Annotated in this window: 21 protein-coding genes; 4 read left to right on the top strand and 17 right to left on the bottom strand. The window is 67.7% G+C overall.

The window, feature by feature from the left end:
* Positions 1–29: 29 nt before the first annotated feature.
* The 15 genes from ACVOME_RS01725 to ACVOME_RS01655 all read right to left on the bottom strand — a co-directional run bounded on the left by ACVOME_RS01725 (position 30) and on the right by ACVOME_RS01655 (position 11,441).
* Positions 30–698 carry a sulfate/molybdate ABC transporter ATP-binding protein gene (locus ACVOME_RS01725; RefSeq protein WP_111186847.1) on the bottom strand — a complete coding sequence of 223 codons (669 nt, stop codon included), beginning with the start codon at positions 696–698 and terminating at the stop codon, positions 30–32.
* The gene (gene modB / locus ACVOME_RS01720) at positions 688–1,371 is read right to left on the bottom strand and encodes a molybdate ABC transporter permease subunit (RefSeq protein WP_065176130.1); all 684 of its coding nucleotides are present in this window, start codon (positions 1,369–1,371) and stop codon (positions 688–690) included. Before modB ends, ACVOME_RS01725 begins: the two co-directional genes overlap by 11 nt.
* 3 nt (positions 1,372–1,374) lie before the next feature.
* Complete coding sequence (modA, locus tag ACVOME_RS01715) at positions 1,375–2,118, bottom strand: molybdate ABC transporter substrate-binding protein (RefSeq protein WP_197600063.1); 744 nt, start codon at positions 2,116–2,118, stop codon at positions 1,375–1,377.
* A 19-nt stretch (positions 2,119–2,137) separates the two neighbouring features.
* The gene (locus ACVOME_RS01710; RefSeq protein WP_197571123.1) at positions 2,138–2,914 is read right to left on the bottom strand and encodes a helix-turn-helix domain-containing protein; all 777 of its coding nucleotides are present in this window, start codon (positions 2,912–2,914) and stop codon (positions 2,138–2,140) included.
* A gap of 55 nt (positions 2,915–2,969) precedes the next feature.
* The gene (locus ACVOME_RS01705; RefSeq protein WP_481504636.1) at positions 2,970–3,335 is read right to left on the bottom strand and encodes a hypothetical protein; all 366 of its coding nucleotides are present in this window, start codon (positions 3,333–3,335) and stop codon (positions 2,970–2,972) included.
* Positions 3,332–3,889 (bottom strand): molybdenum cofactor guanylyltransferase, encoded by a 558-nt coding sequence (gene mobA, locus ACVOME_RS01700; protein ID WP_481504635.1) that lies wholly within the window; start codon positions 3,887–3,889, stop codon positions 3,332–3,334. The genes ACVOME_RS01705 and mobA overlap by 4 nt, the downstream gene beginning before the upstream one ends.
* Positions 3,861–4,355 (bottom strand): molybdenum cofactor biosynthesis protein MoaE, encoded by a 495-nt coding sequence (locus ACVOME_RS01695; protein ID WP_414487411.1) that lies wholly within the window; start codon positions 4,353–4,355, stop codon positions 3,861–3,863. Before ACVOME_RS01695 ends, mobA begins: the two co-directional genes overlap by 29 nt.
* A 3-nt stretch (positions 4,356–4,358) precedes the next feature.
* Entirely contained in the window at positions 4,359–4,619 is a 261-nt protein-coding gene (locus ACVOME_RS01690) for a MoaD/ThiS family protein (RefSeq protein WP_481504634.1), read from the bottom strand.
* Positions 4,616–5,872 (bottom strand): molybdopterin molybdotransferase MoeA, encoded by a 1,257-nt coding sequence (locus tag ACVOME_RS01685; protein ID WP_481504633.1) that lies wholly within the window; start codon positions 5,870–5,872, stop codon positions 4,616–4,618. Before ACVOME_RS01685 ends, ACVOME_RS01690 begins: the two co-directional genes overlap by 4 nt.
* Entirely contained in the window at positions 5,869–6,867 is a 999-nt protein-coding gene (moaCB, locus tag ACVOME_RS01680; protein ID WP_481504632.1) for a bifunctional molybdenum cofactor biosynthesis protein MoaC/MoaB, read from the bottom strand. Before moaCB ends, ACVOME_RS01685 begins: the two co-directional genes overlap by 4 nt.
* 8 nt (positions 6,868–6,875) lie before the next feature.
* Complete coding sequence (gene moaA / locus ACVOME_RS01675) at positions 6,876–7,856, bottom strand: GTP 3',8-cyclase MoaA (protein WP_277380740.1); 981 nt, start codon at positions 7,854–7,856, stop codon at positions 6,876–6,878.
* Positions 7,857–8,076: 220 nt separating this feature from the next.
* Complete coding sequence (locus ACVOME_RS01670) at positions 8,077–8,757, bottom strand: hypothetical protein (RefSeq protein ID WP_481504631.1); 681 nt, start codon at positions 8,755–8,757, stop codon at positions 8,077–8,079.
* A 142-nt stretch (positions 8,758–8,899) separates the two neighbouring features.
* Positions 8,900–9,169 (bottom strand): hypothetical protein, encoded by a 270-nt coding sequence (locus ACVOME_RS01665; RefSeq protein ID WP_053519770.1) that lies wholly within the window; start codon positions 9,167–9,169, stop codon positions 8,900–8,902.
* Between the two features lie 111 nt (positions 9,170–9,280).
* Positions 9,281–10,627, bottom strand: a complete 1,347-nt coding sequence (locus ACVOME_RS01660; RefSeq protein WP_481504630.1) for an MFS transporter — start codon at positions 10,625–10,627, stop codon at positions 9,281–9,283.
* 67 nt (positions 10,628–10,694) lie between these two features.
* Positions 10,695–11,441 (bottom strand): SDR family NAD(P)-dependent oxidoreductase, encoded by a 747-nt coding sequence (locus tag ACVOME_RS01655; RefSeq protein ID WP_481504629.1) that lies wholly within the window; start codon positions 11,439–11,441, stop codon positions 10,695–10,697.
* 124 nt (positions 11,442–11,565) lie between these two features.
* Here ACVOME_RS01655 and ACVOME_RS01650 point away from each other — a divergent pair, with 124 nt between their 5' ends.
* Entirely contained in the window at positions 11,566–12,453 is an 888-nt protein-coding gene (locus ACVOME_RS01650) for a LysR family transcriptional regulator (protein WP_481504628.1), read from the top strand.
* Positions 12,454–12,525: 72 nt separating this feature from the next.
* Positions 12,526–12,867 (top strand): RcnB family protein, encoded by a 342-nt coding sequence (locus ACVOME_RS01645; protein ID WP_053519774.1) that lies wholly within the window; start codon positions 12,526–12,528, stop codon positions 12,865–12,867.
* 97 nt (positions 12,868–12,964) lie between these two features.
* On the opposite strand, the gene ACVOME_RS01640 is transcribed toward ACVOME_RS01645, so the two are convergent.
* Positions 12,965–13,861, bottom strand: a complete 897-nt coding sequence (locus ACVOME_RS01640) for a retropepsin-like aspartic protease (RefSeq protein WP_481504627.1) — start codon at positions 13,859–13,861, stop codon at positions 12,965–12,967.
* A gap of 264 nt (positions 13,862–14,125) precedes the next feature.
* On the opposite strand from ACVOME_RS01640, the gene ACVOME_RS01635 reads away from it, so the two are divergent.
* On the top strand, positions 14,126–15,178 hold the full coding sequence (locus ACVOME_RS01635) for a sensor domain-containing diguanylate cyclase (protein ID WP_128988296.1): 1,053 nt from the start codon (positions 14,126–14,128) through the stop codon (positions 15,176–15,178).
* Positions 15,179–15,225: 47 nt separating this feature from the next.
* Here ACVOME_RS01635 and ACVOME_RS01630 read toward each other — a convergent pair whose 3' ends face one another.
* Positions 15,226–16,143: a M14 family metallopeptidase gene (locus ACVOME_RS01630; RefSeq protein ID WP_262218255.1), complete on the bottom strand. Its 918-nt coding sequence runs from the start codon at positions 16,141–16,143 to the stop codon at positions 15,226–15,228.
* A 144-nt stretch (positions 16,144–16,287) separates the two neighbouring features.
* Here ACVOME_RS01630 and ACVOME_RS01625 point away from each other — a divergent pair, with 144 nt between their 5' ends.
* Positions 16,288–16,941: a DUF3348 family protein gene (locus ACVOME_RS01625; RefSeq protein WP_197600068.1), complete on the top strand. Its 654-nt coding sequence runs from the start codon at positions 16,288–16,290 to the stop codon at positions 16,939–16,941.
* The last annotated feature ends 7 nt before the right edge of the window (positions 16,942–16,948 follow it).

The raw sequence follows: 16,948 nt of genomic DNA, 5'->3' as shown, positions 1-16,948 counted from the left end.
CCGGCCGTGGCCCGGCACGAGCGCATGCATCAATCGCCGACGACCCGGCCGTCCGCCATGTGCGCGACCTGCTGGCCGAAGACAACGGCATCCTGAGGATCGTGGCTGATCAGCAGCAGCGGAATGCCGGTACTGTCCAGCACCGCCGCCAGCTCCTCGCGCAGGTGCTGGCGCAGATCGTGGTCCAGTGCAGCGAACGGCTCGTCCAGCAGCAATGCCTGCGGTTGGGTCACCATGACCCGCGCCAGGGCCGTACGCTGACGCTGGCCGCCGGAGATCTGCGACGGCAGCAGATCCCCCACGTGGTCGATACGGAACGCCTGCAGCCACTGCTCGACGACGTCGAAGCGCTGGCCACGGCGTGGATTGAACCAGCTCCGCTGCAGCCCGAACGCCACGTTCTGGCGCACGCTCAGGTGGGGAAACAGCGCGTAGTCCTGGAACACGTACCCCAGGCGACGCCGCTGCGGTGGCAGGTCGACCCGCGCGTGGGAATCGAACAGCACCTGCCCCTGCAGCGTCACATGGCCCTGTCCGGGACGCAGCAGTCCGGCCACGGCCTTGAGCGTCAGGCTTTTGCCTGCCCCGGACGGGCCGAACACCACCACCTGGCGCTGCGTGCACTGCAGCGTGACGTCCAGTTCGAAGACCTGGCCCGCTGCCTGCATCCGGCGCCGCACCTTCAGGTCAAGCCACATCGCGCAGCTCCCTGCGATGCCCGCCCACCAAGCGTGCCGCCAGCAGCAGGATGACGATGCACACTACCGACGTCAGGATCACCAGCGCATTGGCCCTGCCGTCCTGCCCTGCCTGCACCGCCTCGTAGATGGCGATCGACAGCGTCTGCGTACGACCCGGGATGCTGCCGGCCACCATCAGCGTCGCGCCGAACTCACCCATCGCCCGGGCAAACGCCAGCAGGAGGCCGGCGAGAATGCCGCGCCAAGCCAGCGGCAGCGTGATGCGGAAGAACACCGCCGCCTCCGACACGCCGAGCGTGCGCGCGGCCTGCTCCAGCTGCCCGTCCACATCCTCGAACGCCGCACGTGCCGGCTTGAACACCAGCGGCAGCGAAGCCACTGCCGCGGCGACCACCGCCGCCTGCCAGGTAAAGATCAGGTTGATGCCGAACCACGACTGCAACCACGCGCCGATGGGGCCGTTGCGCCCTATCAGCACCAGCAGGTAATAACCGAGCACCGTCGGCGGCAGCACCATCGGCAGGGTCAGCAGCGAATCCAGCAGTTCGCGGCCGGGGAAGCGCCGACGCGCCAGCAACGCCCCCAATCCAACGCCCAGCACCAGATTGATCGCCGTGGCCCAGCCGGCGACCTTCAGCGACAACCCCAGCGCGCTCCAGTCCAGGTCCATCCGTCAGGGCTTGCCGAACCCATGCCTGGCCAGGATCGCCTGACCTTGTGCCGACCGCACGAAGGTGGCGAAGCGCCTGGCTTCGGCTGGCTGCGTGCTGGCCCGGGTCACCGCCAGCGGATAGGCGATGCGTCCGGACACCGGCACTGCGAAGGCACGACGCACGCGGCCGGCCATGGCCTGTGCGTCGGTGGCGTAGACGAAACCGGCGTCCACTTCGCCCCGCGCCACGTAATCCAACGACTGGCGCACGTTCTGCGTGGTGACGATCCTGCTCTGCACCGACGGCCACAGGCCCGCCGCTTCCAGCGCACCCTTGGCATAGCGGCCGACCGGCACGCTGTCCGGGTTGCCCAGCGCGAGGCGCCGCACGTCGGCACCCGCGAGATCCTTCAGGCTACGCGGCCCGCCGCTGGTCTGCGGCGGCACCACCACCCACAGCGCGTTCACCGCGAACACCTCGCGGGTACCGGCAGCCAGCAGGCCCTGCTGCTGTGCCTGATCCATGGTGACTTCGTCGGCCGAAGCAAACACATCGACCGGTGCGCCCCGGCTGATCTGCTGCAGCAGCACGCCGGAGGCGGCGAAGTTGAAATCGACCCGGGCGCCGGGGTGGGCCTTCTCATAGGCGGCACCGAGTTCACGGAAGCTCTCGGTCAGGCTCGACGCCGCCGATACCGTCAGCCCGGCTGCGTACGCCGGCAGCGACGCCAGCACCCCCAGCAACATCAGTCCCGCTCGCATCATCTTCGGCTCCCCGCCAGATTCAGTTCGGATCGGATTCATCGGCCGATGCCAGCAATGCCAGGCGCTCGGGCTGCAACAACAGGATCTCCCGCTGCCTGACCGCGATGATCCCATCATCGCTCAGCCGGCGCAGCACGCGGCTGGCGGTTTCCGGTGCCATCCGCAGGTAATTGGCGATCTCGGTGCGTGCCATCGTCAGGTTGAACCGGGTGGCGGAGAACCCGCGGCGTGCGTAGCGCTCGGACAAGTCCAGCAGGAACGCGGCCATCCGCTCTTCGGTGCGATGGTTGGCCGCCAGCAGGGCGACCTTGCCGATCTCCGCACTGAGCAGGCTGAACAGCCGCGCCTGCAGGCCCGGCATGCGGGTGGCCAGCAGGCTCAGCCTGGGGAATGAGATCCGGCACAGGTACACGGTATCCAGCGCCACGGCATTGCAGGGAAAGCGTGCCTCGTGGATCGCGTTCAGGCCGATCACCTCACCGGGCAGACTGAAACCGAGCACCTGCTCGTTGCCCTGGCTGTCATCGACAAACGTCTTGACCATGCCGGCACGCACCGCCGCGATCGAATCGAACGGCTCGCCGGCGCGGAAGATGTAGTCGCCCGCGTGGAACGGGCCGACATGGTCGACCAGCACATGCAGTTCGCCCAGCGCGGCCTTGTCATACCCCTGCGACATGCAGGCATCGGAGAATGCACAGGTACTGCAGAAGTGCAGCGCGTCGCCGTCATCGGCAGCGGCGGGGTTCGGCGTCGCCGCGCCCTGGCGAACCTGTGGGGACGGAGTGGAGAACATCACGGAATGCCTGGATGAAGGCCTTCATCATACGGCAGGCGTGCCACGGCCGGTCTCACGGCGGCGGACGCTGCCCCCGCCGCTGATGGCCGCGCTGGCGCATGCTGTCGCGCACATCCACGTCGAACTGAAGCTGCAACGAACTTTCATCATCCAGCGCGATGGAAAATTCCAGACCCTCACGCGACGGCAGTCGTGCTGCCAGCCCCTGCACTGCATCGCGCGGCAGCACCAGCCGGCAGACCGTGCCACCGTCCAGCAGCACCGCCTGGTCGCCCCCATGCAGCGACAACGCGGTTCCCCACCCGCCCGTGCCACCAAACCGGGTCAGGTTCTCCAGCGAGTCACCGGCCAGCAGTGCTGCCAGTTCCTCTTCATCGACACGCAGGCGCATGGATTGCCGCTGCAGCTGGACTTTCATGTTGCGATGGACTCCCAGTCGGCCCCGGTATTGCAGTTGAACAGCAAGGCACGCTCATTCTCAGGCAGCGGCAACGCCGTCGCCGCCAGCCGCTCCTGCAGGGCACGCAGCGAACGCCGCGCCTGTGGATCTTCGATCAAGGTCCGCAGGGCCCGCCGGCAATGATCATTGATCTGCAGACACATCGGCAATGGCTCGCCGGAGAACACGCTGCAGGCGGAAGGCACCCCGTGCAGCCGTTGCAGCAGGGCGCCGGTCAAGCTGGGCATGTCCACCGGCACCACCCACACAACGGTATCGGGCATGGCCAGGGACACGCTGTAAAGCCCACCCAGCGGGCCGCAGCGCGCGACCTGGTCGGGAATGCCATCGAAGGCCGGATAGTCACCGCTCACCCACACCCGCTGCGCACCGGCCTCGATCAACACGTCACGCATGTGCTCAAGCAGGGTGCGCCCGCGCCAGGGCAGCAGCGCCTTGTCGCGGCCCATGCGGCTGGACAGGCCTCCAGCCAGCACGATGCCGTCAATGGCCGTGCTCGTGGTCATGGCCATGTGCGGGCGTGCTGTCGGCATGGCACAGGCTGCAGCCCTCGCTCCAGGCGCTGTCGCCATCCTCGTAGTGTTCCTGCTTCCAGATCGGGCACTGGTGCTTCACTGCCTCGATCAGCTGCCGGCACGCGCGGAATGCTTCGTCCCGGTGCGGGCTGCCGGCGGCCACCACCACGGCCACATCGCCGATGCCCAGCCGCCCCCTGGCATGCGCCACATACAGCTTCAGGCGCGGCCCGAACGCCGCCTCCACCTCGGCCGCCAGGCGCTGGATTTCGTTCAGCACCAGCGGCTCGAACAGATCGTAGGTGATGCCCGTGACCACCCGGCCGACATTCACGTCACGTACCTTGCCGATGAACACGTCGATACCACCGAAACCCGGGTCGGACACGGCGGCGATCCCTTCTGCCGGGTCGATCACCCCGCGCGCCCGGTCCACGACCTTCGCAATCGGTTTCGCGTCCATCGCTCAGCCCCCGCTCACCGGCGGCAGGATGGCCACGCGGCCATCCTCCGGCAGCATATCGTGATCGCGCAGCACGCGCTGCTGGTCGGCGAAGGCCGAATAGTCCAGCAGGCCAGCACGGAAACCGGGCCAACGCACCGGCAGCAGCTCGCGCAGCGCCTGGCGCAGGTCGGCCACGGTCGCACCCGGTACCTCCAGCGTGATCTCCCGACGCTCATCCAGATCGGAGAACGCACCGAACAATTGCAACGTCACCTGTTTCATTCCCACTCCCTGCCCGTCAGCTGCACCGGGTCGGCGTGGCCCCAGCCCTGTACGCGCACCGCGCTGCCGGCCGGAACCAGATCGCCCTCGTCCTCCAGCACCACCCAGGCGTTGGCCTGCACCATGGACATCAGACGGAACGATTCCTGTCCGGACAGCACCCGCGCGCTCAGCTGGCCCTGCTCGTCCAGCTCCACCCGCGCACGGGCGTGGACGCGCAGGCCGGGTGGCTTGCGCACCATCGCCTGCAGGGGAAGCCGCAGCACCGGCTCCTGCGCCAGCCCCAGCAGCCGGCGCAGTACAGGCTCGACAAAGAACCGCTGCCCCACTGCCGCCGACACCGGGTTGCCCGGCAGGCCGAAATACAGCGCACCGTCGGGCAGTACCGCAAACAGCAGCGGCTTTCCCGGACGGATCGCCACTTTGTGGAACACGATTCGCGCCCCGCGCGCGCGCAGTGCGTCGGGCACGAAGTCGTAACGGCCCGCAGAGACCGCACCGGTACTGACCAGTACCCGCGCACCGGCCGCCAGTGCCTGGTCCAGCGCTGCATCGAACGCGGCCACATCATCACCGACGGTGCCCTGCCACACCACCTCAGCTCCGGCCGCGTGCAGCCGCCCGACCAGGTAGGGGCGGTTGCTGTCACGGATCTGCCCGGACGCCAGCGCCTGCGTCGCCTCGCTCACCAGCTCCTTGCCGGTAGCAATCACCGCCACCGCCGGTCGCGACATCACCACCACCTCGCCAACGCCAAGGGCGTGCAGCAGGGTCCGTGCGTTGATATCCACCCTCTGTCCCGCCCGCAGCACGCACTCGCCTTCGGCTACATCCTCGCCCCGCAGACGTACGTTCTGGCCCGGCCTGACCACGCTCTTCAGCGCGATCCGGGTCGGACGGCCCGCTTCGCTGGCGAGGATCTGCACGTTCTCGATCGGTACCACCGTGTCCAGGCCGCCCGGCATGCGCGCGCCGGTCATGATCTCCCAGGCGCCCTCGCCGCCTTCGGCATCGCCATCACCCGCCGCCTGCCAGCCCTGCACCGTGAATTCGGTACCCGACTCGAACGCCACCCCGTTGGCGCGCAGCGCAAAACCGTCCATTGCCGAATTGTCGAACGGCGGCAATGCCTGCGCGCTGTGGATGTCACTGGCCAGGGTGCGGCCTGCGGCCTCCTGCAGGGGCAGACGCTCGGCGGGAAGCGGCGTGGCCGACTCCAGCAGGTGCTGCAGTGCTTCACTGTAGAGAATCACGCGTGGTCACCACCCTCGACCATCGCCAGGGCGTGGCCCAGCACCGGCGCCAGGATGTCCAGGCACTGCGCTGCCGCCTTCAAGCTGCCGGGCAGCGCGAACACCAGCATGCTGCCCAGTTGCACCACCTCGGCGCGGCTCAGCCAGGCCATCGGCGTGTGCTGCGCGCTCAGCGCCCGGACCATCTGCGCCAGGCCATGCACCGGCCGCGCGTTCAACGAACGCAGCGCCTCCGGGGTGAGGTCGCGCGGGCCCAGACCGGTACCGCCAGTGCACAGGCACAGGCGCACGCCGTCGGCGGCCAATGCCTGAAGGCGATCCGCCAACGGCTCGATGCCATCGGGCAGCACGTCGGCAGCCACCACCTCGCCGCCCAGCCTGTTCAGGCCGGCCACCAGGGTCGGGCCAGAAACATCCTCATAAGTGCCTGCGCTGGCACGGTCGCTCAGGGTGATCACCGCGCAGGCCGCGCCTTGCAGGCCCTTCGGCGCACGCGGTCTGAAGCGCGCGCGCTCGGCATCATCCATGCCATCAGGATGCAGCCACAGGCCGCGCTTGCCGCCCTCCTTGAACAGCAGGCGGATACCTTCGATGCGCAGCGCCGGTTCCACCGGTTTGCTCAGGTCGTACAGGGTCAGCAGCGCCGCGTTGACGCCGGCCAGCGCTTCCATTTCCACACCGGTACGCGCCTCGCTGGCACACTCGCACCAGACCCGGATGGCGTGCCGTTCCGGCACCGGCGCGCAGAACACCTGCACCAGCTCCAGCGGCAGCGGATGGCACAGTGGCATCAGCATCGACGCCATCTTCGCCCCCTGCAGGCCGGCGATCTCGGCCATGACCAGCGCGTCGCCCTTCGGCAGGCGACGCTCGACGATCAACGGGTACGCCAGCGGACCGGCATGCAGCTCGCCCACCGCCACCGCCCGCCGGCGACTGATGCGCTTGTTGCGGACATCGGCCATATGGAATGCCGCGTTCAGTTCCCCACTCATCGTGCTGCTCATCCTCCGATGGAAGCCAGGTGCGGGGTCAGCCCGGTCCGGCCCTGGTGCAGGCCATGCCCGGCCGCTTTCAGGCCAAGCTGGGTGGTGATGCGCGCCAGCAGCGCGTCATGGTCGTCATCGTGCTGCAGCAGCGCGCGCAGCGGCACGCCGAAGTCGCCGAACAGGCACAGCCGCAGGTCTCCCCTGGCTGTTACCCGCAAGCGGTTGCAGCCCTTGCAGAAATCGCGCGAGTACGGCGCGATGATGCCGATGCTGCCACGATGGTCCGGATGGCCGAACTCGCGCGCCGGGCCGGCATCGGCCGCCCGTGCACGCTCGCGCCAGCCGGCAGCCAGCAACTGCTCGATCACCCCGTCGGCACGCAGGTGATGCTGCTGGAAATAGGCTTCGTTGTCGCCGGTGCGCATCAGTTCGATGAAGCGCACGCTGAAGGGACGGTCGCGCAGGTACGCCATCCACTGCGGCAGCTCATCGTCGTTGAGGCCGCGCAGCAGCACCGCGTTGAGCTTGATCGACGGCAGCCCCAGCGCCTGCGCCAGGGCCAGGCCCTGCTCGATCTCCGGCAGGCGGTCATGCCCGGTGATCGCGGCAAAACGTTCGCGCCGCAGACTGTCCATGCTGACGTTCAGCGCCGTCAGGCCGGCGCGGTGCCAACCCGGCAGGCGACGCGGCAACTGCGTGCCGTTGGTGGTGATGGCCACTTTGCCGATACCCGGCACCGCCGCCACGGCCGCGATGATGTCATCAAGATCCTTGCGCAGGCTGGGCTCGCCACCGGTCAGCCGGATCTTGCTCATGCCCAGCGCCGCGAAGGCGCGGACCAGGCGGCTGATCTCCTCGACCTGCAGGAAACGCGGGCGGCCATCGGCCTGGTACCCCTCCGGCAGGCAATAGCCACAACGGAAGTTGCAGGCTTCGGTCAACGACAGGCGCAGGTACGGAAAGCTGCGTCCGAAACCGTCGGTGAGTTGGCTCATGGCTGGTCCACCTTCTTGCTCCACCGTCCTGCCTGTTGCCGCGTGATGTCGGTGCATCACAGCATGCGGCCTGCGCTGCCACGGGAGTGTGACTGGGCCCATCATGAACGATTTCCGGCAGCGGGTGCACGCTGCCGGGCAACAGGAAGAGCCGCAGCCAGTGTCCGGATGGATGCGTGCCAGGCTGACCGCGCCGCCCACCGGGCCGGCGGCGGAGCGTCTACCTGCGGGCAGATCGTGCGCGCTTGCCGCCGTTGTGCTGCGCAGCCGCGCGGCTCTGTGCGAACTCGGGGAAGGTCTGCTCGATCGGGTCCACGTCCGGCAGGATGTAGAACACCCCGCCCCGCTCGAAGGTGGAACGGATGATGCGTTCGTAGAACTCCGGCGAGACGTTGATGCAGCCGTGGGTGACGCGGTTGTCGTCCGGCGACGGCGATGCCAGGCGCTCGACACGCCTCTCTGCCGGAACGCCGGTCGCGGTCGGATGGATGGAGACTGCGGACTCGTAGTCCACCCACAGCACCCGCCCTGCATCGATCGAAGGGCCGTAGCCGCCCACGAAGCGACCTGCAGGCGTGGTGCGGTCCCGTCCCGGAATGGCACGCAGGGCGAGACCCGCAACGCCGGGCGCGGTGTGGTCGCCGGTCGCTGAACCGAACAATGCAGGGGCCGCGCCGCGCAGCCGGCCGTCGCCACCGAACACCAGGATCTGCGCGGCAGCCTTGTCCATGACCGCGAACGGATAGCCTTGGCTGTCCTTGGATGCCACGACCCAGCCCGCCAGTTCGATCACGATTTCGGAGACATCCTGGCCGTGTGGCAGTTCATCAACGGCGGCCGACGGCGGCGCGACGGCATCTTCTGCATTGACGACCCCGACCACCAGGAACGCCAATGCCACTGCCAGAGCAGCGCGATGCGCACGGCGCGCAAGGGAGGAGTGGGTATGGATGGGAGCATTCCTCGAAAGCTGTGTTACGGGAGGACACCAGTGGCCGCTGCGGCCACTGGGCCCCTGACTCGGATGTGCAGGCTACAGGCGGTCAGCCGCGCGGGGTGCGGCGAGGTGCCCGTTCAAGCTGCTGGACACGGCCTTCGATCTGATCCAGACGCTGGTTGGCCTGCTGCGCCGACTGATTGGCCGACTCGGCGCTCTGCGCCGCACCCTGCACCTTCACATCAAGCTGGTCGAGCCGCGAGTTGATCGTTGCGAAATCGTCCTTGTAGGTGGCGCAGGCCCCAAGGCCTACGGTGGCGACAATCGCCACACCGAGCGTACGTGCCATCATCAGGTGCTGCTTGGTAAGAATCATTCCACTCCCTCCTTCGTCTGGGGTGTCTGGAATATAGCGGCGTTTCGGCACACTCTCCGATTGGCTTTCAGCTGCAGGTGGAAGACGTGGACGTGGCGTGAAGACCCCGTCTCAACCACGTCGCCAAGCGAATCCGGCGGCAACTGCCAAGGATGCCGCGATCACCAGCGAGGCCACCACGAACGCGGTGCGCACGTCCGCCGGTGCTGCCATGTCAGGCGCGACGGCGAAGAACACACCGCCCACCAACGCCACCGACAGCGCCGCACTGATCTGCAGTGTCGCACTCACGATGCCTGCGGCCAGCCCGGCGTGGCGGGCATCCACATGGTCCACGCTCTGCTTCACCAGCGCCGGAAGCGCAATGCCCTGTCCTGCGCCGATCAGAAACAGCGGAAGCGGCAGCCACGACGGCATGTCCAGCAGCGCGAGCGTTGCGACCGCCAGCAGGCCCGCAACCTCCATCACCATCCCATGCGATGCACCCTGTGCGGCCAGCCGCCGGAACGCCGAACCACACAGCGGCCCGAGAAGGAAGCCCAGCCCCAACGGCAGGATCGCCAACCCCGCCGACGCGCTGCTGCGCCCCAGCGCGGACTGCTGATACACCGCGAAGACGAGAAAGAACGCAGCCAGCGCGTAGAAGAAGAATGTCGCTGACAGACTGCGCCTCAACCCGCGTATCTGCAGCAGCGATGGCAATACCAGCGGCATCTGCCCACGCCCCACGCATCGCTGCTCATGCCTCCAGAACAACAGCAGCAGGGGGCCGCTTGCCAGCAGCAGTCCTACGCACCACCACGGCCACTGGCGCTGGCGGCCCTCGATGATCGGTACCACCAGCGCCAGCAACGACGCCGCCAGCGCCACGGCTCCGACAGCGTCCAGCCGTGCTCCCTGGCGGGTGCGCGACTCACGCAGCAGCACGAATGCAGCCGGCACCGCGGCTGCGATGATGGGAAGATTGATGAGGAACACGCTCCTCCACCCTGTCCCCCACAGATCGGCTGTCACAAGCACCCCTCCCAGCAGCTGCCCGCCCACCGATGCGAGGCCGAAGGTGGCGCCATACAGGCCAAGCGCACGGCGCTTCTCGCTGTCCGGGAACAGGGCATGGATCGATGCCAATGACTGCGGGGCCATCAGCGCGGCCGACATCCCCTGCAGCAGCCGTCCGGCCACCAGCACTTCAGCCGCAGGCGCCAGGCCGCACAGCGCCGATGCCAGGCCAAACCCCAGCATGCCTGCGATGAACACCCGTTTCCTGCCGTAGATGTCGCCCAGCCGGCCTCCCAGGATCAGGGTCACCGCGTAGGCCGTGGCGTAGACCGAGATGACCAGCTGCGAGACATCCGGGGGCGCGTGCAGATCGACACGGATGGCCGGCAACGCGACATTGACGATGAAGAAGTCGAGCGGCGGCAGCAGCGTGCCTGTCAGCAGTACAGCCAATGCCATCCAACGGCGCGGATCGGGCGACACGGGGCCCGCAGCGTCAGCCGGTAGATTCATGTCGTCCCCCCACTCAGCGCATGCCGCCTGAGGCAAGCAGGGTGTCGCCGCTCATCCATCGCGCATCATCGGAGGCGAGAAACGCAACGATCGGCGCCACGTCCAGTACCTGGCCTGTCCGGCCCAGTGGTGTCTGCGCCAGATTCCAGGCCTGGAACCCGGAATCGACGACACCCGCAGCCTGTGTGCCCTCGGTCTCGATCAGGCCGGGATTGACCGCATTGACACGGATACCGCGCGGACCAAGCTCCCTGGACAACACGCCGGTGATGGCGTCCATCGCGCCCTTCGAACCGGTGTAGATGGCGCTGTCCACCGGCAGGATGCGGGTCACGAATGAACTGATGTTGATGATGCTTGCACCGGGCCGCAGATGGGGAACGGTGGCGGCAGTGACCAGCAGCGGGCCCAGCACATTGATGTCGAACTGGTGGCGATAGAGCGCCTCGGTGGTGTCCTCGATCTTCGCGAACCGGTACACGCCCGAGTTGTTCACCACTACATCCAGCCTGCCGAACGCATCCAGGGCCGTGGCCACCAGTGCATCGACCTCGCGCGCGTCACGCACGTCGGCGCGCACCGCCAGCGCCCGACCACCGGCGGCTTCGATATCGGCAACGACCCGTTCGGCGCCCTCCCGGCTCGAGGCGTAGTTGACGACGACGCTGGCGCCGTCGGCCGCCAGGCGGCGGGCAACCGCAGCGCCAATGCCCTTCGAAGCGCCGGTGACCAGCGCGACCTTGTCTTTCAGCGTGTTCATATCAAGCGGATCCAGTTCCAGGGGGAGGCGGTCAGTGCGACCGGGGCCCATGCTGGACCTTTCAAACTTGTATGTGGACTGACACTGATGCACATTTGTCGTACATTTTTGAACGATCTTGATCATGGAATGGGGTGATGTCCGTGTCTTCCTGGCGATCGTGCGGAGCGGGTCGCTGGGGGAGGCGGCGCGCCGCCTTGGTGTCAGCCATCCCACGGTGGGCCGCCGGTTGAAGGCCCTTGAACAGCACGCCCGGCAGCCCCTGCTGCGGCGGACGCGGGACGGGCTGGTCACGACCGATGCCGGTGATGCGGTGCTGGCCCTGGCCGAAGCCATGGAGAACTCCGCCCTGGCCATGGAGCGCCGCCTGGAAGGCAGCCCGGGCCGGCTGGAAGGCATTCTGCGCATTTCGAGCGCGGACTGGTTTGCCTGTCACGTGCTGACGCCCATGCTCGCCGAACTGGTACGCCGGCATCCGGCGGTGGTTCCGGAACTGATCGCCAGCTATCGACTGCTTGACCTGTCGCGCCGCGATGCCGACGTCGCGTTCCGCATCGTGCCGTTCAGTGAGCCGGACATCGTCCAGCGCCTCGTGATGACCCTGCCCTACGGCCTGTATGGTTCGGTCTCGACCATCGCCCGGCTGCAGGACGACCCCGATTCGGTCGGGCTCATCCTGATGAACACCGCGCAGTCGCACTTCCCCGACGTGGAATGGTTGCTGCAGCGGTTTCCGCGTTCACCGCGCGCATTCACCAGTACCAGTCGCAGTGTCCAGGCGCAGATGTGCCTGCACGGTACCGGCATCGCCGTGCTGCCCCGTGCGTTGGGTGACGCGGTAGCCGGACTGCAGCGCATCGACTCACACGGAACGCCCCCCTCGCGGGGCATCTGGGTGGGCTATCACCAGGATCTGCGCCACATGGACCGTCTGCGTGCCCTGCTGGACATCCTCGATTCGACACTGCCGCCAACAGGCGCCGCCCCCTCGGCAGGGAAACAGACAGCATGATTCCGTTCACGGGCGTTGGCCTATGGTCCACCTCACCAGGCCGGCAGGACCGGCCACTGACAGGAGGATGCCATGAGGACCCGACACGTCGTACCTGCTCTGATGGTGGCACTGCTCGCCGTCGCACCGGCCTGGGCGGATCCGCCGCACCACGCTCGCGGAAACGGTCCCCCACCGCACGCAGGCGGGCCGCACAATCGCGACGCACCGCCGCCAGGATGGCAGAAGAAGGCATGGCGGCGCGGCGATCATCTGCCGTGGGCGGAAGTGGATCGTCGCTACTGGGTGGATGACTACGCACGCTACAGGCTGCGTGATCCCGGCCGCGGCCAGCGCTGGGTCCGCCAGAGCGACACCGAGTATCTGCTTGTTGAAATCGCCACCGGCGTGATCGTCGACGCGCTGCGTCGGTGAACGCAGCCCTGGCTGACCCATCGGGCGCAGACGCGCTATGGGTCAGCCCTTCCTGCGCTGCCTGCCGCTGCTGCGTCCAGCGGTGGGCGCTGAAGGGCTAGTTCGGCAGCGCGCGCGCGTTTCCGTTTGGCCGCAGATGGAGCTGCCCGGTTCTGGTATCCAGCAGGATATTGAAGTTGCGCAGTGCTTCACTGCCCAGCGTGCCGTCGGCATTGGATCCATCCTCATCGATGGTGAACGACACCTTGGGCTGTTCCTGTCGCAGCCCGCCCACATCGACCGATGCGATCCGTGCATCGACGGCCCGGATCTTCCTTCCCGCCGAGCCGCTGAACTGTGAGGTACCGATCGTGCGGGTGAACACATCCTGCAGTCGGTGGCGCGAGCTGTACGCATGACCCAGATCGATGGCGCCGTTGCTGCCGGTGTCCACGAACAGCCAGGCCGCAAGTGTCGAGCCACCCTCACGCAGAAGCACTTCGATGGCGGGCGTATTGTCGATCCAGCGGACGTTCGCGCGGGTGTATCCGTGCAGATCCGGCAACCTGTCGTGCACGTGCAGCAGCTTGCGGTCGTAGTCGATCTCGATGATGCGCCCCGCGAAGAATGTCCAGCCAAGCACGGCGTCGAACGGACGCTTGCCGTAGTCGATCACGGCCGCCCCCATCGTCCGGCGCATGTCTCCCACGACGACCGTGTTGTGGGTACTGTAGTCCACGAAACTCACGCCATCGGAGCCGGTGTTCTCGGAGCGGTCATCGACCTGCATCGACGCGGCCTTGCGGGTGGCAACCGTGACTGCCAGTCCGTCAGCGCCGGTGTCGACAAGAAAGCGCAGCGGTCCTGACTGGTTGATCCGCCCTTCCACATAGATCCGGTGATCCTTGTCCTGCTCGAAAGGAAGGGTGATCGTCCCGGCCGCGGCGCAGGGCTGCGGAAGAACAAGCAGCCCCGCAACCAGGGCGACGTACCACGAGCGTATGGACTGGCGCATTGATGGCTTCCAGTGGAGGCAACGGCAGATTGCCGCCTGCCTTGGATGCGGCAGGGGTGCAGAAGGTTTAGACGCCCGCCGCGCTGCCCTCGATGATTCCGGACCGAAGCAAACGGGCGCCCGGCGCCCGCGGCCCCGTGTTGCCATCCGGCGCTGACGTCGGCGACCGCAGCATGCACGGGCCGTTGACGTCGCAATGCCAGACTGCTGGAGCGCGCTCCACCGTGGAGCGCCGTTGGTCGTGCGATCTTGGGGGGATCGGCAATGCCCTACTTCACTGATTCGACCGAGGTGGCCGTCGAGGGTATCGGCGCGGCGCGGCGCATCGGTTGGATGCGGTTCGTCGGCAGCAGCCTGGCGGCGCTGCCCCTGGCGTCCATCCTGCTCGAACGCCAGGATGGTGTGTGGCCATGGACGCTGCTGCTGCTCAACGCGCTGGCATGGCCGACGATCGCTCTGGTCCTCACCCGGCGTTCCCCCGAGCCGGCCGCCACCCAGTTCCGCTGCATGGTGCTCGATTCCTTCCTTGGCGGCGCGTGGATCGCGTTCATCGCCCTCAGCATCGTGCCCAGCGCGCTGTTCACCGCTCTGCTGGTGGCCGACAAGATCGCAGCAGGGGGAGTGCGGCTGGCGCTGCGGGCGACGCTGGCGCTGGTGCTGGGTTTTGGACTCGTCTGGTTCGCGCTGGGCTTCCCCTACCAGCCGACCACCTCGCAACGCAGCATCATGCTGAGCATGCCGTTCCTGTTCGTGTACGGCATCGGCCTCAGCATCCTGAGCTGGCAACTCGCGCGCCGGGTGAAATCACAGAACCGGCAGCTGCGGCGGCTGAGCCGGATGGATCCGCTGGTGGAGCTGGCCAACCGGGGCTTCCTGATCCACCGTGCCCAGCAGGCGCTGGACAAATCCCAGCGCCACGGTGGCATGGCGTGCCTGTTGATGCTGGATGTGGATGACTTCAAGCGCATCAACGACTCGCAGGGGCATCGCGCCGGCGATCAGGTCCTGCGGCATATCGCCACGACACTGCGCGAATTCGCCAGCCCGGCCGATACAGCTGCACGGCTCGGGGGGGATGAGTTCGTCGTGCTGCTGCGCGACTGCGCCGCGTCAGACGCCATGCAGATGGCGGCACGCATCCGGCAACGCCTGCACGAGAACGCACGCCGGACAGGACCGGCGAGCGATTTCAGTGTCAGCATGGGAGTCGCTGCGAGCCCGCGACACGGCAGTGTCGAGGACTGGCTGGCACTGGCCGACCGAGCCCTCTACCACGCCAAGCGGCAAGGCAAGGACACCGCCAGTTTCGCCGAGTAATGGCCGCGTAGCAGCGTCATCCCGGTCGGTCGCGGTCCCGATCCGGATCAGTGCGCCAGGGCGAAATCCAGGCCCGCACAGACCGCCGCGACCTGCGCGTCGTTGCACTCCTGCGGGTCGGTACGCGGACTGTCCGGGTAGACCTCCGTGGTGGTGGCAAAACGTGCATCGGTGAATCCGGCGCAGGCCCCGATCGAGCGCGATTCACCCCATACCACGCCCGGCGACTGCAACGGCAGGCCGACCAGGTTGCCCTCGGCATCGGCCGGGGCGATATGGGTGATCGGCGCCACGGCGGCGATCAGCGCCTGCTGGAACGCCGGTTGCGGGTCTTCGCTGTTGCCGATCACGTAGAAACCATCGGGAATGGTGTCCCGCTCGAAGGGCTTGCCATCACGGGCGCAACGGGCCGGGTCGAACTCGTGCAGGTCGCTGTCGGTGGTTTCGTGCAGGTCCAGGTGCACCCGGATGTCGGCCTTGCGCCCGGCCACCCAGCGCATCAGCGAGGCGGCTTCCTCGATCAGGCCGCCGTCGCGGAAGCTGCGGTTCGGGTCCAGGGCAGCGGGGTTCCAGCGCTGGATGCGCTCATAGCCCCACGGACTCACGCAGGGGGCCACGATCAGGTTCAGACGCCCCAGGTAGCGCTCGGCCTGCTGCTCCAGGAACTGCAGGGCACCGTGTACGCCGCTGGTCTCATAACCATGCACGCCGCCGGTAACCAGCGCCGTCGGCAGTGCCGGGTTCCAGTCGTGGTTGACCACGGCGAACAGGGGATAGTGGTCCGGCGCGTAATCGAGCTGCCCGTACTGGATCACGTCGAAACGCTCGTCCAGGCGTTCCAGCGCCGCCACCACATCGTCATGGTAGCTGCGCTGGCGTTGCTGGCGGGCCCGCCACTGCGCGCGTTCCGGATCGCCCCAGGGCTGTCCGGGGGTGCCGATCGGGTAGAACTGCGCAACAGTCATGGGTGCTCCAGAGGTCGAACGTGGTGAGTGCAGCCGGTCATTCTAAGCCTTGTGGCGCCTGCGGGCCCGCCCACCCGTCCCGCCTTTCATCCAGCCAGGCTCATCTGGCTGTAAAATCAACGGTTTTTGGCCCCTCACCCCTTGATGGCGAACGCAGCGCAGACGGTCCTGGGTGGACCGGATTTCCTTCGCCTGCTCGCCCGTCTCAGCGACGGCGCGATGCCGGCCACCAGTCCCGTCCTGACCGATCGCCTCGGTCAGTGGGTGGACTGGAGCCGTGCTGTCGCGCTGTCGACGGCACTGGGCGGACGCGGGCCTGCAGCGGCGGACGCGGGCGAGGCGATGGACGACCTGCTGGCCGACTGCGAGCAGGCCCATGCCAGCCTGCTGGCGTCGATTCGTGACGACGCCGAAGCCGAGCGCCTGCTCGATCTGGCCGAGGCGGCCGCCACACCCACCTTTGCCTCGTTGCGGCAGCGCTACCGGGTGCTGCAGCAGGCCATCCAGACCGCGACCGGACGCCTGCGCGGACGCCTCCGTGACCAGTTGCTGCGGGCCTCGCCCGATTTGGCGCGGCTGGCCGAGATCGACGCCGTGATGGAGCAGACCCTCAGCCCGCGCGAGCACAGCCTGCTGGCCATCGCCCCGGCAGTGCTGGGCACCCGCTTCGACCGCGTGCATGGCCAGCCTGGCTGGCGCACCGCATTCCGCCATGACATGCGCTCGCTGCTGCTTGCCGAGCTGCAGCTGCGCTTCCACCCGATCGAGGGGCTGCTGGCAGCCCTGCGCTCCCACTGACCCGGAA

It is taken from the genome of Stenotrophomonas sp. STEN008 (assembly GCF_056760435.1).
This window is presented reverse-complemented; position numbering and strand designations above follow the sequence as displayed.

Coding starts and splice junctions, on each gene's coding strand:
- ACVOME_RS01725 (WP_111186847.1), bottom strand. CDS start 698: ATGTGGCTTGACCTGAAGGTGCGGCGCCGGATGCAGGCAGCGGGCCAG.
- modB (WP_065176130.1), bottom strand. CDS start 1,371: ATGGACCTGGACTGGAGCGCGCTGGGGTTGTCGCTGAAGGTCGCCGGC.
- modA (WP_197600063.1), bottom strand. CDS start 2,118: ATGATGCGAGCGGGACTGATGTTGCTGGGGGTGCTGGCGTCGCTGCCG.
- ACVOME_RS01710 (WP_197571123.1), bottom strand. CDS start 2,914: ATGTTCTCCACTCCGTCCCCACAGGTTCGCCAGGGCGCGGCGACGCCG.
- ACVOME_RS01705 (WP_481504636.1), bottom strand. CDS start 3,335: ATGAAAGTCCAGCTGCAGCGGCAATCCATGCGCCTGCGTGTCGATGAA.
- mobA (WP_481504635.1), bottom strand. CDS start 3,889: ATGGCCATGACCACGAGCACGGCCATTGACGGCATCGTGCTGGCTGGA.
- ACVOME_RS01695 (WP_414487411.1), bottom strand. CDS start 4,355: ATGGACGCGAAACCGATTGCGAAGGTCGTGGACCGGGCGCGCGGGGTG.
- ACVOME_RS01690 (WP_481504634.1), bottom strand. CDS start 4,619: ATGAAACAGGTGACGTTGCAATTGTTCGGTGCGTTCTCCGATCTGGAT.
- moaCB (WP_481504632.1), bottom strand. CDS start 6,867: ATGAGTGGGGAACTGAACGCGGCATTCCATATGGCCGATGTCCGCAAC.
- moaA (WP_277380740.1), bottom strand. CDS start 7,856: ATGAGCCAACTCACCGACGGTTTCGGACGCAGCTTTCCGTACCTGCGC.
- ACVOME_RS01665 (WP_053519770.1), bottom strand. CDS start 9,169: ATGATTCTTACCAAGCAGCACCTGATGATGGCACGTACGCTCGGTGTG.
- ACVOME_RS01660 (WP_481504630.1), bottom strand. CDS start 10,627: ATGGCATTGGCTGTACTGCTGACAGGCACGCTGCTGCCGCCGCTCGAC.
- ACVOME_RS01655 (WP_481504629.1), bottom strand. CDS start 11,441: ATGAACACGCTGAAAGACAAGGTCGCGCTGGTCACCGGCGCTTCGAAG.
- ACVOME_RS01650 (WP_481504628.1), top strand. CDS start 11,566: ATGGAATGGGGTGATGTCCGTGTCTTCCTGGCGATCGTGCGGAGCGGG.
- ACVOME_RS01645 (WP_053519774.1), top strand. CDS start 12,526: ATGAGGACCCGACACGTCGTACCTGCTCTGATGGTGGCACTGCTCGCC.
- ACVOME_RS01640 (WP_481504627.1), bottom strand. CDS start 13,861: ATGCGCCAGTCCATACGCTCGTGGTACGTCGCCCTGGTTGCGGGGCTG.
- ACVOME_RS01635 (WP_128988296.1), top strand. CDS start 14,126: ATGCCCTACTTCACTGATTCGACCGAGGTGGCCGTCGAGGGTATCGGC.
- ACVOME_RS01630 (WP_262218255.1), bottom strand. CDS start 16,143: ATGACTGTTGCGCAGTTCTACCCGATCGGCACCCCCGGACAGCCCTGG.
- ACVOME_RS01625 (WP_197600068.1), top strand. CDS start 16,288: ATGGCGAACGCAGCGCAGACGGTCCTGGGTGGACCGGATTTCCTTCGC.